This window comes from Microcoleus sp. AT8-A3 (genome assembly GCF_036705675.1).
Taxonomy (GTDB): Bacteria; Cyanobacteriota; Cyanobacteriia; order Cyanobacteriales; family Microcoleaceae; genus Microcoleus.
The window spans coordinates 82,476-96,282 of sequence record NZ_JAUBVD010000018.1 but is presented as its reverse complement, the minus strand read 5'-3'; the positions used below and the strand labels follow the sequence as shown (position 1 = coordinate 96,282).

7 protein-coding genes are annotated in these 13,807 nt (G+C 47.4%); 5 read left to right on the top strand and 2 right to left on the bottom strand.

Translation table 11 applies throughout. From position 1 onward, the window contains the following. Positions 1 to 54: 54 nt before the first annotated feature. Positions 55 to 2,262 carry a WD40 repeat domain-containing protein gene (locus QUB51_RS13435; protein ID WP_333298239.1) on the bottom strand — a complete coding sequence of 736 codons (2,208 nt, stop codon included), beginning with the start codon at positions 2,260 to 2,262 and terminating at the stop codon, positions 55 to 57. Then, positions 2,259 to 4,307: an ATP-binding protein gene (locus QUB51_RS13430; RefSeq protein WP_333261929.1), complete on the bottom strand. Its 2,049-nt coding sequence runs from the start codon at positions 4,305 to 4,307 to the stop codon at positions 2,259 to 2,261. The genes QUB51_RS13435 and QUB51_RS13430 overlap by 4 nt, the downstream gene beginning before the upstream one ends. Positions 4,308 to 4,936: 629 nt before the next feature. On the opposite strand from QUB51_RS13430, the gene QUB51_RS13425 reads away from it, so the two are divergent. The 5 genes from QUB51_RS13425 (at position 4,937) to QUB51_RS13405 (ending at position 13,523) form a co-directional block, all read left to right on the top strand. Further along, entirely contained in the window at positions 4,937 to 5,317 is a 381-nt protein-coding gene (locus QUB51_RS13425) for a photosystem I reaction center subunit IV (protein ID WP_333053993.1), read from the top strand. A gap of 2 nt (positions 5,318 to 5,319) precedes the next feature. Next, positions 5,320 to 6,213 carry a DNA-formamidopyrimidine glycosylase gene (locus QUB51_RS13420; protein ID WP_333209417.1) on the top strand — a complete coding sequence of 298 codons (894 nt, stop codon included), beginning with the start codon at positions 5,320 to 5,322 and terminating at the stop codon, positions 6,211 to 6,213. 187 nt (positions 6,214 to 6,400) lie between these two features. Continuing rightward, complete coding sequence (locus QUB51_RS13415; protein WP_333053996.1) at positions 6,401 to 6,616, top strand: NAD(P)H-quinone oxidoreductase subunit O; 216 nt, start codon at positions 6,401 to 6,403, stop codon at positions 6,614 to 6,616. 122 nt (positions 6,617 to 6,738) lie between these two features. Continuing rightward, on the top strand, positions 6,739 to 7,692 hold the full coding sequence (gene mdh / locus QUB51_RS13410; RefSeq protein WP_333261932.1) for a malate dehydrogenase: 954 nt from the start codon (positions 6,739 to 6,741) through the stop codon (positions 7,690 to 7,692). Between the two features lie 1,271 nt (positions 7,693 to 8,963). Continuing rightward, positions 8,964 to 13,523 carry a PAS domain S-box protein gene (locus QUB51_RS13405; protein WP_333261935.1) on the top strand — a complete coding sequence of 1,520 codons (4,560 nt, stop codon included), beginning with the start codon at positions 8,964 to 8,966 and terminating at the stop codon, positions 13,521 to 13,523. The last annotated feature ends 284 nt before the right edge of the window (positions 13,524 to 13,807 follow it).

The following is a 13,807-nucleotide window of genomic DNA, read 5'->3' as shown; positions in this document are numbered from 1 at the left end:
CTCCATTGCTCTCATTCTCTATTTGAGAGCGCCCCTACAAACACAAAAATTCGATTATCGCCCGCCGCTAACTCCCTCCAATCGCAGGAAATGCACCCGACCTGACTTATCGCCCGCTACAACTATCACTCCATCAGGCGCAAAAGCACAGCAATTAAACTCAGTTTCTCCCCTGAAACTAGCAATTTCTTTACCTGTGAGCAAATCCCAGACTTTCAGGGTTTCATCCTTGGAAGCCGAAATCGCTGTTTTACCGTCGGGCGCGATCGCCACTGCACTTACCGCGTCACTATGACCCGTGAGAGTTTTCAGTTGTGAGCCTGTCTCGGTGTCCCAGATTTTCAGGGTTCGATCATCGGAAGCCGAAATCGCTGTTTTACCGTCGGGCGCGATCGCCACTGCTAGTACCGCGCTACTATGACCCGTGAGAGTTTTGAGTTCAGAGCCTGTCTCGGTGTCCCAGATTTGCAGGGTATCATCGGAAGCCGAAATCGCTGTTTTACCATCGGGTGCGATCGCCACTGCTGTTACCCCGGAACTATGACCCGTGAGAGTTTTCAGTTGTGAGCCTGTCTCGGTGTCCCAGATTTTCAGGGTTTGATCGTCGGAAGCCGAAATCGCTGTTTTACCGTCGGGTGCGATCGCCACTGCTGTTACCCAGGAACTATGATCCGTGAGAGTTTTCAGTTTCCGGCCTGTCTCGGTGTCCCAGATTTTCAGGGTATAATCCCCGGAATCGGAAATCGCTGTTTTACCGTCGGGCGCGATCGCCACTGCACTTACCGCGTCACTATGACTCGTGATAGTTTTCAGTTGTGAGCCTGTCTCGGTGTCCCAGATTTTCAGGGTTTGATCCCATGAAGCCGAAATCGCTGTTTTACCGTCGGGTGCGATCGCCACTGCTAGTACCGCGCTACTATGATCCGTGAGAGTTTTCAGTTGTGAGCCACTCTCGGTGTCCCAGATTTTCAGGGTTGTATCCCATGAAGCCGAAATCGCTGTTTTACCGTCTGGTGCGATCGCCACTGCTAGTACCGCGCTACTATGACCCGTGAGAGTTTTCAGTTGTGAGCCTGTCTCGGTGTCCCAGATTTTCAGGGTTTGATCGTCGGATGCCGAAATCGCTGTTTTACCGTCGGGTGCGATCGCCACTGCTGTTACCCCGGAACTATGACCCATGAGAGTTTTCTGTTCAGAGCCACTCTCGGTGTCCCAGATTTTCAGGGTTTGATCCCCGGAAGCGGAAATCGCTGTTTTACCGTCTGGTGCGATCGCCACTGCTGTTACCGCCAAACTATGACCCGTGAGAGTTTTCAGTTCGTAGCCTGTCTCGGTGTCCCAGATTTTCAGGGTTTGATCGTCGGATGCCGAAATCGCTGTTTTACCGTCTGGTGCGATCGCCACTGCTGTTACCGCCAAACTATGACCCGTGAGAGTTTTCAGTTGTGAGCCTGTCTCGGTGTCCCAGATTTTCAGGGTTGTATCCCATGAAGCCGAAATCGCTGTTTTACCGTCTGGTGCGATCGCCACTGCTGTTATCGCGAAACTAGAACCCGTGATAGTTTTCAGTTGTGAGCCTGTCTCGGTGTCCCAGATTTTCAGGGTTGTATCCCATGAAGCCGAAATCGCTGTTTTACCGTCTGGTGCGATCGCCACTGCTGTTACCCTGGAACTATGACCCGTGAGAGTTTTCAGTTGTGAGCCTGTCTCGGTGTCCCAGATTTTCAGGGTTTCATCCTTGGAAGCGGAAATCGCTGTTTTACCGTCTGGTGCGATCGCCACTGCTGTTACCCTGGAACTATGACCGGCAAGCGTCCGCAGCGCACCCTCATTTGCCCTTTCCAGATTAGGCTTCAAAGGCCACAGGCAGGAACTATTTCTCGACTGCTTAGCTTGTTTCACGACCCCCTGAATTTCAGGTGTTTCAAAATCCACCAACCGACTCCACAAATGCCCTGCAAGCTGCGTTTTATCCTTCTCCAAAACGTGCGCCGACTTGCGAATTGCCCCTTGAATCAATCTCAGAGTTTCACCTTGCCCATCCGACAGCAACACATCAGAAATTTTCGCCAAATCGTAATCATCAATTAGCGCTTGTACCCCCAACAATTCCAGTTTCATCTCAATAAAACCGAAATCCGTCAACCAAGCACAATAACGGTCAACCTTCCCCCGTTTCGCAAATCTCTTCGGTTGGTATTTCAACAGCAAATCTCGATCTTCCTGACACTGCTGCGCCAACCACACACCTAAATCGCTCATATCGGCGCTCCTCCTGCAAAGTTATCGCTAATATCATCGTTAATATCTTCCAGTGTTATACCCGCCGACTGCACAGTTTCATCTGCTTCGAGAAACTGCCGAAAACTGTTGTGATAGATAGTGTATCGAGTTTCCCTTCCTACTTTCTCCTGTCGCAAAAACGAATTCCATTTTCCGAGTACCTGCTGTACTTTCATAACATTATTTTCGCCGGCAGATTTAGCCAACCAGCGACCAGAAACTGGTTCCTCTGCTTGCGACAGAAAGTAGATAATTCTAACCTTCAATTCCAGCAGAAGATCGTCTTCCCTGCCCATCATCTGTCCCCAGTGTTTTTGATAATATTCCTGCAAGCCCGCTGGTAAATCATTTAAACTCACATCATTGTAAGTACCGCCTTCAATCTCATCGAGGATGTAGCGGAGGTAGATAAATTTCTTTTCGCTTTTCTGGGCTACCGCCGTCACAAACTCTTCCCGCTGCAAACTCTGACGCTCAATCCAATTCTGAATAGACTCGCTTTTCTCGGTACGTTTGGCCAGATAAGCCTTGACATCAGCAAAACTTTCGGCGCTGTACTCCATCAAATCAAAAACTTTGCGGTTTCCTGTCGGCATCGGCAGAAATTCCGGCCGCTTGGAGACAATAAAATAAACGTTATCCGGCAAATCATTGGGTAAATATAGAACATTGCTGCCGCTACTTTGCAAATTTAAATCGACTTCATCCAGCGCATCCACCACAAAAATTAACTTTTTTTCTCTGCTCGACTTAGCGCTAACTTCCCCCAACAACCTCCCTAAAAAATTGCCGTTTTCCAGCGCATTTTCCGGCAAATACGGGTACTTTTCTTTGAGGTTAAAGCCTTCTATTAACTGAGTGCAGGCATTTTCCAAAAAAGTTTTAGCGCTGATAATCCCATCCGATCGCGAATTGAAATGAGTAACGCAGCGTCGTTTCAGCATCTCCACGCATTTTGCCATAATTGCGCTTTTCCCGACACCAGGTTCCGCTTCTAAAACAAAATAGCCCTTCGGATTCTTCTCCAAAAACTCATTAATTTTTTCAAACACAAATTTGCGGCCGGTAAAGTCTTTAATTCTGTCCTGAATAATCGTCTCGGACTTAAAAGAAATCGGCAAACTCGGCGCAGCAGGATCGATATATCTTTGCAGCAAGGCCCGCACCTGCGCCAAATCGGATCGGATCTCACTTTGCATAGATTCCAATTTTACCATCACTTGACAAATCTGCTGCCGAGTTGCCACTGCCTCCAATTTATCGAGAATTTCCCGATTTTGCAGCCCCAAATCCTTGAGATCCGCCAAAGCAATTTGGTGCAAATTCAACAGCATCGCCGCAAACTTTTCTCCTCCCTTGGCTGCATCTTGTTTCAGCACTTCGCGGTAGGCTTTCGGGAAAGTTTCGTAGAGTCTTTGCGCCGCAAATTCCACGATTTCTGCATCAAAGGATTTCCCCTCACTGGCCGCGAATTCCCCGATGAATCTTGCCCAATCTTCCGGTGTCAATCCCGTAACTCGATCGAACTCCGCAGCATCCGCCGAAAAAATCAGAGTCAGTTGGTCTTCCGAAATATTTAAACCCCTTGACAAATCAACCCCTTCTGTGTTAATCTTCAGCCAATATTCAGGAGTTTTTTCGGCTAATCGATCTAAATCCCTGGCAGACGAATTTTTACTCAGGGCGATCGCAATTAATTCATCTGACGAAGCAACATCTTTCAAAATATAGGCGATCGCCTCACCCGCCGCCTCAATCAAATCGCGATTGTCAAGAATATTCGGATTTTTTCCCAACTTTTCGGCGATCAGATTTCCCAAGTCGTTAGCCGCCATATTCCCCGCTATACCGCCCGCGATCGTTGCTAATATCGAAATGCCCCCAACGGCTGGATTGGCCATCACACCTAATGCTGCTGTCACTCCCGGATTGGCGATCGCGCTGGCAATCATTGGCGCAACACCCATCACCGCACTCCATCCAAGAACCCTAACTTTAGTATTAGCTAAATCAACTAACGACATACTGTAAATATTCCCCGCGCTTTGCAATAGTTTAGCGCGACAATATAATTAAATACAAAGTTAATTAATCTCACATCTTTCACCATTCTTAGGAACAGGCAAGATGCCTGTTCCACAATCACTAAATTTTATTGTGGGGAGTAGGGGTTGGGCGTCTCGCCCGCCCCAAAATACAATCAGCCCGCCCCAAAATACAATCAGCCCGCCCCAAAATACAATCAGCCCACCCCAAAATACAATCAGCCCCAAAAATACACTTGTATATTCAGTCGTCTTTAGACGACTTTAGCTATGAGACAGGGGTTTAAAACCCCTGGCGGCCCCCGCAACAACCTAACTGCCCCGACAACCTCCTCACACCCCCGTAACAAACTCGCCACCCCACAACAATTTGTAAAGTTTTTTATAGATCCGATCGCACAGCTTGTATTTAACGGATAATGTCTGTTTATTTATTTTTGTCCCCCAGCGATCGCCCTAGCAAAGTATTTACTTTTCTTTACAAAAAGCAGATCAAAAAACGGCGCGACAGGTAAAAATTTCCTTGCAGACTTCAAATGCGTCGCGCGATCGACTAGAGTAAAAAAAATGGCTTTATCCGTTTATTCATCGCAAAGGAAACAAAGCTCATGGTTCAACGCGGTTCTACAGTTCGGATTCTCCGCAAAGAATCCTTCTGGTATCAAGAAGTGGGCACCGTTGCTACGGTAGACCAAAGCGGCATTAAATACCCAGTTATCGTTCGCTTTAACAGCGTAAATTATGCAGGCGTCAACACCAACAACTTCGCCCAAAGCGAATTAGTGGAAGTGTCAGCACCCAAAGCAAAAGCGAAAACAGGGACTCCAGTAGCTTCCGGCGGCAAACAAACCACGCTGGACGAGAAAACCCGGAAAACCGGCAGCGGAGGAGCCCCCCAGCAGCCGAAAACTTCGACCGACAGCAAACCCGGTGCCGAAGTGACCGGCAGCGTCGAAGGTTCGCCAAATCAAGGAACAGAACAACGCTAATTGTGCCAGAACTGCCAGAAGTTGAAACTATTTGCCGGGGATTGAATCAAGCAACCCTCGATCGAGAAATTTTGGACGGGGACGTGTTGTTAAACAGCACGATCGCCCGCTCAATCTCTGCGACCGATTTTTTGACAAAAGTCAAAGGAAAGTCGATCGCCCGCTGGTACAGACGCGGCAAATATCTACTGGCAGAACTATCTCAATGTAGGGGCGGTGCCCCCGTGCCCGCCCTCCCCGCGCCCGCCTTCTTCCCTCCTTCAAAAGCCGGCTGGCTGGGCGTTCACCTGCGGATGACAGGACAACTGCTGTGGGTGAACAGATCCGAGCCCCTGCAAAAACACGCGCGAGTCCGGCTGTTTTTTGAGGGAAACCAAGAATTGCGCTTTGTAGACCAGCGCACCTTCGGGCAAATGTGGTACGTGCCCGCAGAAACCGAGGTTTCGAGCACTGTCATCGGTCTGAAACTCTTAGGCCCCGAACCGTTTTCAGAGGAATTTACAACAGAATATTTGACCCGCAAGCTGCACCGGCGGGCGCGACCCATTAAAACAGCTTTGCTAGACCAGTCACTGATAGCTGGTTTGGGCAATATTTACGCAGACGAAACTTTGTTTTTGTCGGGAGTGATGCCCACAACTCTGTGCGCGGATTTGACAGCAGAGCAAATTGGGCGCATCCATACAGCTATTATTCAAGTTTTACAGAAGGCGATCGCATCCGGTGGCACCACTTTTAGCAATTTTCTCAACGTCCAAGGTGTCAACGGCAACTACGGCGGCGTCGCTTGGGTGTACAATCGCGCCGGCCAACCCTGCCGCACTTGCTCCACAACCATCCAACGTATAAAATTAGCAGGGCGATCGACTCATTTTTGCCCCCTTTGTCAGACATAGGAAGCAGTCAAGGGATTTTAGGCTTGAGATTTTAGATTTTAGATATACCCCACGAATCGCACTCCTTTATTCCTTAGTCAGCTTGGAGTGACTTCGTTTGTTTAGTAGCGATTTCAATCGCCGAGTGACTTTGCAGCCAAATCTAGATTAAAATTTGTATAGTTTTTTAAACTAAACCAAGCAAGTTATGGCAATCAAGAAAGGCAGCATAGTTCGCGCTGTACGCGAAAAATTGGAAAACAGTCTAGAAGCCAAAGCCAGCGACCAGCGCTTTTCCTCCTATATATTTGAAACAAAGGGCGAAGTGATGGATGTTCGCGGCGACTATGCCTTCGTCAAATTTGGCAAAGTTCCCACCCCGAATATTTGGCTGCGGGTAGACCAACTCGAAGATTTTCAGTAACTCACCAAAACTAAACACACTGTTCTTAATGTAGCGAAGGGTGCACACCGCGCACCTTTCCCCAATTAAGCTGATTGCTAAAATCTAAAATCTAAAATCTAAAATCTAAAACCTAAAACCCAATGAATTCTCCATCAAACCGCGTATCAATTATTGGTGCAGGCAAAGTCGGCAGTACCTTAGCCCAGCGAATTGCTGAGAAAAATCTGGCAGATGTAGTATTGTTAGATATTGTGGAGGGTTGGCCACAGGGCGTTGCTTTGGATTTGATGGAAGCTAGGGGAGTGGAACGTCACGATCGCCAAATTGTCGGTACAAATGATTATACAGATACGGCCAACTCAAATATCATAGTAATTGCAGCCGGAGTGCCGCGCAAACCCGGTATCAATCGCGAAGATTTAATTAAAATCAATGCTCGAATTGTCACCGAAGCCACAAAACAAGCGATCGAGCATTCTCCCGAAGCAATCTTAATCACAGTCACAAATCCCCTAGATATCATGACTTATTTAGCTTGGGAAGCGGCAGATTTGCCCAAACACCGAGTCATGGGGATGGGGGGAGTTCTCGACTCCGCCCGCTTTCAAACTTTTATTGCAATGGAATTGGGCGTTTCAAATGCTCAAGTCAATGCAACTGTCATCGGTTCTCATGGCGATTTGATGGTTCCTTTGCCCCGCTATTCCACTGTCAACGGTATTCCCATCAATCAACTTATGGATGCTGCGACTATTGATCGACTCGTACAGCGGACTCGCCACGGCGGCGCAGAAATTGTAGAATTGATGAAGACTGGTAGTGCTTATTTTGCACCCGCATCTTCTGTCTGTTTGATGGTAGAATCTATTTTATTTAATCAGTCGCGACTCTTGCCTTGCTGCGTTTATTTGCACGGCGAATACGGTGTGCAAGATATCTTTTTAGGAGTGCCCTGCCGCTTGGGGTATCAGGGAGTCGAACAAGTAGTGGAACTTGAACTCAGCGATACCGAAAGAGCAGCCTTTATCGAGTCGGGGAAATTGGTTGCCCAAAATATTGAGGAAGCCAGGGCTATACTGAAAACGGCTTCTTAAGCTTGTAGGAGTTCGTTGAGAAAAGCAGCCTGCTCGTCGCTTCAATATAATAACTTATACTGAGTATGATAGTGCGATCGCTCTGTCGGAAGTTGGGTTCTCGGATTTCAACAGTCCTTTGATAAATATTATCGATCATCTTTGTTAGGCTGTATTGCACCAGCTACAAAATGGCAGCAAGGAACCGATTGATAAATATAATACTAATTATCAAAAATCATGCAACAGTAGCGCTCCGGGTGCGTCGCCCTAGAAAAGTTATCAAAAAAAGCGACTCTCTCACAGATCCGCACCGGTGCATAAGCTGTTGCGCGTTTAAATTGCATATTCGGGACGGGCTCGCGTGCCCATCCCACAATAATTTGAGTTATTTTTGACACACAATTTAAATGGAGAACAGCTTACAGTGTTTCAGGAAACACACCAAAAACTCATAACTGTTGCAAGATTTTGGATAATTGGTATAAAATTTACTATCAAAAACTTGCTGACAACGCAAAAAACTGGCAAAAGCAGTTGAACTTGGTTTGCGCGACAATACCCTCACAGTTTCTGTAGAAATTCAAGCAAAAATCTGCCATTTTTTAACTGGTTCCCAAGCTCTGCCTGGGAACCGATGTAAGCGAGGCTCTGCCTCGGCCCAGACTATGGAGGCTCTTCCTCCGGATATGCGTTACCACGCTCTTCCTGGTAACGAGTATAATCATTTAGGATTGCTATAAATCGAGCATTACTTAAAACTCTAGAAAAGGCGATCGCCGAAATTCAAACAAATTTTAAAAGACGTGTTCCCAACAGGATATTCAATCGCCAAAACAAGGAAACCATTAATCGAGTTTGCGGTAATAATAAAAAGGTGACAATAGAAACCGAAGGCGAGCAAAAAAAATGTCAAAATTAGTCAGAGACGCTCCTCCCGATCGCGAAATGGAACCGGGTTTCTTGTTTCCACTTTCGGAGATTCCCTGACTTGATTACGTTAATAAACCGGGTTTATGTGTAAGTTTTGTTAGCATTATTCTCAATAATTGATACTTAATGAAGTAGCAAATTATGCCACTTTTTCAGTAAATATACGGGAGCTAAGATGGTCGATAGACCTCCAAATCTCGAAAAAATACGGAAATGCAGTGTGAGTAGCTGCTAAGTGCTAGCAGAAGGAGGAGAATAGGTTCTTTGCCTTTTTGACTTACCAGACTCAACTTGCAGAGCGCTATTGAGATGCCATCAACCTCGATACCAAACCGCAAAATAACTAAAGAAAAAGCATTATGTTTCATGAATACCTGTATTACGAAGTTTGCAACCTGCGCGAGAAACTAGCTCACCTAGAAAGAGAAACGCAGTCTCAAACCTGGTTCAAAAAGCTGCAAGCGCTGATGGGAGTGATTGGCAAAATTCGTGAATCCCTAGACTTAGAAACAATATTCAAAATCACAGCCACCGAAGTTCGGCAACTCCTAAATGCCGATCGAGTCGCCGTCTACCGATTCTTTCCCGAATCCGAATGGAATGAGGGCGAAGTAGTGTCCGAAGACGTACTGCCCCAATACAGCCCATCTTTGGGAGCAAGAGTCCGCGACTACTGTTTCGGCGAACAATTTGCCGCCAAGTATGCCAAAGGTTACGTTCAAGCTGTCACGGACATCTACAAAGCCCGGTTGAGCCCTTGTCACCTCAAAATCCTCAAGCGATTTCAAATTCGAGCCAACTTAGTCGTACCCCTGCTGCAAGGGAAACATTTGTGGGGATTGCTGTGCATTCACTCCTGCGGCAATCCCCGCGATTGGCAAGAAGACGAAATCGAATTTGCCAGACAAGTAGGCGATCATTTAGCAGTTGCCATCCACCAAGCCGAACTGCACTTACAAACTCAGAGGCAAATAGCACAAATCGAAGCAGCACAGCAGAAACTCCGCGACAGCGAGCAAAAATATCACCAAATTCTCGATTCGATCGCCGATATGGTATTAGTCAAAGGCCCTAAATCCAAAATTGTTTGGGCAAATCAAGCATTCCGCGACTATTACGGCATGACTCAAGAGGAACTTCAAGACATCCTAGACGCACCTTTCGCCGATCCAGACAATACCCTCCAGTACGTCAGAGATGACGCCTTCGTATTTGAAACCGGACAGACTCTGCAAATTTCCGAAGAACCAGTGACGCGCTACGACTCAGAAGTGCGGCTGTTCAGCACCGTCAAAACACCGATCCGCAACGCAGACGGCCAAATCGTCATGACTGTCGGCGTCTCCCGCGACATGACGGAACGCAAACAAGCAGAAGAAGCCGTCAAAGCCAGCGAAAGCAAATACCGCAGCCTGGTAGAAACCTCCCAAGACATGATTTGGTCGGTAGATGCTTCAGGACGCTACACCTTCGTCAACCCAGCAGTTAAGTACATCTACGGTTACGAACCAGAAGAAATGATCGGTAGGCCCTTTTCCGACTTTGTGACACCAGAACAATGCCAGAAAGATTTAGAAGTTTTCGCCCGCCTGTTTGCCGGAGAATCAATTTTCCAGTACGAAACCACCCAAATCGCCAAAGACGGTAGCATGAAACATTTGATGTTTAACGCGATCGCCCTCTACGACGAAACCGGAAACTTCCTCGGCACCACAGGTACAGCCGCCGACATTACCGATCGCAAGCGAGCAGAAGCAGCCTTACAACACGCCAACGCAGAACTAGAGCGCAGAGTAGAAGCGCGCACAGCCGAACTGCGACAGACTTTTGCCGCACTCAGTGCCAGCGAAACCAAGTTTCGGACGATCGCAGCCACCATGCCCGGAGCTCTGTTCCAGTTTTGCAACCGTGACGGAATTTGGCGCATTGACTACATGAGCGATCGCATCTTCGATATCAGTGGCGTTACCGCAGCAGAAATGATGCAAGACATCAATACATTCATTTCCCGCGTCCATCCCGAAGACTTGGAAGGCTACATCGCTTCGGTGAACCAGGCCATAGAAAACCTCTCCCTGTGGCACTACGAAGGGCAGTTAGTCAAGCCCGACGGCGAGATTCGCTGGTGGCAGGGCGACTCCATGCCCACCCGCAGCGAGAACGGCGAAATCGTATTTTGCGGCGTATTGTTCGACATTACCGATCGCAAAGTTGCCGAAACCGCCATCCGCAACAGCCAGCGACAGCTACAAGAAGCCCAGAGACTCGCCCACGTCGGAAATTGGGAACTCGACGCAGCCACCGGAACCATCACTTGGTCGGAAGAACTTTTCCGCATCTTCGGACTCGAACCAGCCCCCATCGCGCCCAACCTAGCCGAACAGGTCGCTCAGATTCATCCAGAAGATTTGGCATTGTGGCAAACTCAAGTGCAGCGGGGACTCGAAGCGGGCATCCCCTTTGATTTTGACTTTCGCCTTTACCGTCCCGACAGCATCTTGCGACACGTGAACGCCGTGGGTCAAGCCGAAACCGATGTCAACGGCAAGGTGGTAAAAATGTTCGGTACGGTGATCGACATTACCGATCGCAAAGCCGCCGAAGCAGCCCTGCGGCAAGCAGCAGTCGAGTTAGAAGACAGAGTGAGCGATCGCACGGCCGAACTTTCCCAAGCAGTCACCCAATTAGAACAAGAAATTGGCGATCGAAAACTTGCAGAAGCAGCGCTGCAAGTTTCCGAGCAAAACCTGCGAACCATATTTAACAATGTCTACGATGCTATCTTCATTCACGATTTAGAAGGAAACATTCTCGATGTCAATAATCGAATGTTAGAAATGTACGGAGTGAGCCCCGAACAAGCAAAAAAATTATCAATTAAAAATGACTATTCAAGCGCCGACAATCCCATTGAACAAATGGAAGAACTTTGGGAAAGAGTATTAGCAGGCGAAACTGGTCGCGTGGAATGGAAAGCGAGGCGTCCCAAGGACGGTTCAACTTTTGATGCAGAAATTGCCCTGTCCAAAATTAATCTCAACGGCAATCTCAGCATCATTGCCAACGTCCGAGATATTAGCGATCGCAAACAGGCAGAAGCAGAACTGCAACACGCTCAAAATTTTATGGAGTCAGTGCTCAAAACCATACCCGTAGGAGTGGTTGCCAAGGATGCCCAAGAACTGCGGTTTGTTCTGTGGAACCCAGTAGCTGAACAGTTACTCGGTTTCAGTGCAGCAGAAGTAATCGGCAAAAATGATTACGACTTTTTCCCAACAGAACAAGCTGATTTTTTCACCGCCAAAGACCGGGAAGTGATCGATAGCGGGCAAATTTTAGAAATCGCCGAAGAAGAAATTGAAACTAGCCAAGGAGAAACGCGGATATTTCATAGCAAGAAAACAGCAATACTCGATGCTGATGGCAAACCGCAATATCTATTAGCTGTCACCGAAGACATTACCGATCGCAAGCGGGGAGAAATTGCCTTAAGGCAATCGTCAGCCAGACTCAGACAGCAAGCCGAGCGAGAAAAACTGCTCAACAACCTCACTACTCAAATCCGCAATTCCCTCGATTTCGACAGCATTATTGCTGTCGCCGTCCAAGAAATTCGGGCTTTCATGCAGATCGATCGTTGCAACTTTAGCTGGTATCGTTGCGACGGAGACGAACCATACTGGGAAATTATTCAAGAATCTCGCACAAGAGAACTTCCAGATTTAATAGGTTGCTATAAAGCTTCTGATTTCGGAACTATAGGAGAACAGATGTTGCGTCTAGAAACGCTGCAAATCGATGATGTCGGAGCGATCGCAGACCCTATTTGGAGAAGCTCTCTTAACTCTCTGGGCTACCAATCTGTCTTGGCAATTCCCATGCAGGCACTTTCGGGAGTAGTGAGCGTTGTTACCTGCGCCCACTCCGCTGCTGTGCGACTCTGGAGTGACGACGAAGTAGAATTATTGCAAGCGGTTACAGTTCAATTGGCGATCGCCCTCAACCAAGCCGATCTTTACGCCCAAACTCGGAATAAAGCTCTCGAATTAGAAAAAACATTGAAGAAATTAACCAGCACTCAATCGCAGTTAATTCAAAATGAAAAAATGTCGAGTCTCGGTCAACTTGTGGCAGGAGTCGCCCACGAAATAAACAACCCAGTTAACTTTATTTACGGCAATCTCAGTCACGCCAACGACTATACCCAAGACTTGCTACACCTGATCGAACTTTACCAAAACCACTATCCCGATCCCGTCCCGGAAATTCAAGAAGAAGTAGACAATATTGAACTCGACTTTCTGATGAAAGACTTGCCAAAGTTGCTTTCTTCAATGAAAGTCGGTGCAGACAGAATTCAACAAATTGTTGCTTCTCTCCGCACATTTTCCCGCATGGACGAAGCGGAAATGAAAGCCGTCAACATCCACGAGGGCATAGATAGCACCCTGATGATTTTGCAGCACCGGCTCAAAGCTAAACACAACCATCCAGAAATTGAGGTAATTAAAGAATACGCTCAACTGCCCTTGGTAGAATGTTATGCCGGACAATTAAATCAAGTATTTATGAACATCTTGAGCAATGCTTTGGATGCTTTAGAAGAACGGGATATGCGCCGTTCTGCTGAGGAAAAGCGGCAAAAGCCCAGCAACATCCGCATCCGCACTGAACTATCGCCAGCCGGCAAAGTAATCATTCGGATTGCTGACAACGGGCCGGGAATACCGGAGACTGTCGGCACTCGGCTTTTTGACCCGTTTTTTACTACTAAACCTGTGGGTAAAGGCACCGGGATGGGCTTGTCAATTAGCTATCAAATTGTTACAGACAGACACAACGGGTCGCTGAAATGCACTTCTTCGCCGGGCCAGGGTACAGAATTGGCGATCGAGATTCCCCTCAAAGCTAATTGTTAATAGGGAATTGGTAAGTTGTAATTGGCAATTGCGAAAGCGTTACTGTGCGTCATTCGATTTTAGATTTTAGATTTTAGATTTTGGATTGACTTGCGCGAGATAAATGCTCTTTCTTGAGGATTTTCGATTTCCGATGTTGGATTGATTCCACGGATAAACCACGTGGCGGGTACCACATGAAGAAATTCGTGGTCAGTTTGGTAATTTTCAACCATATCAAATCCGGTAGCATCGTCCTGATATAGCAACCGCCAAGACAGTTAGGACGTTGTTAATGGCTGAAA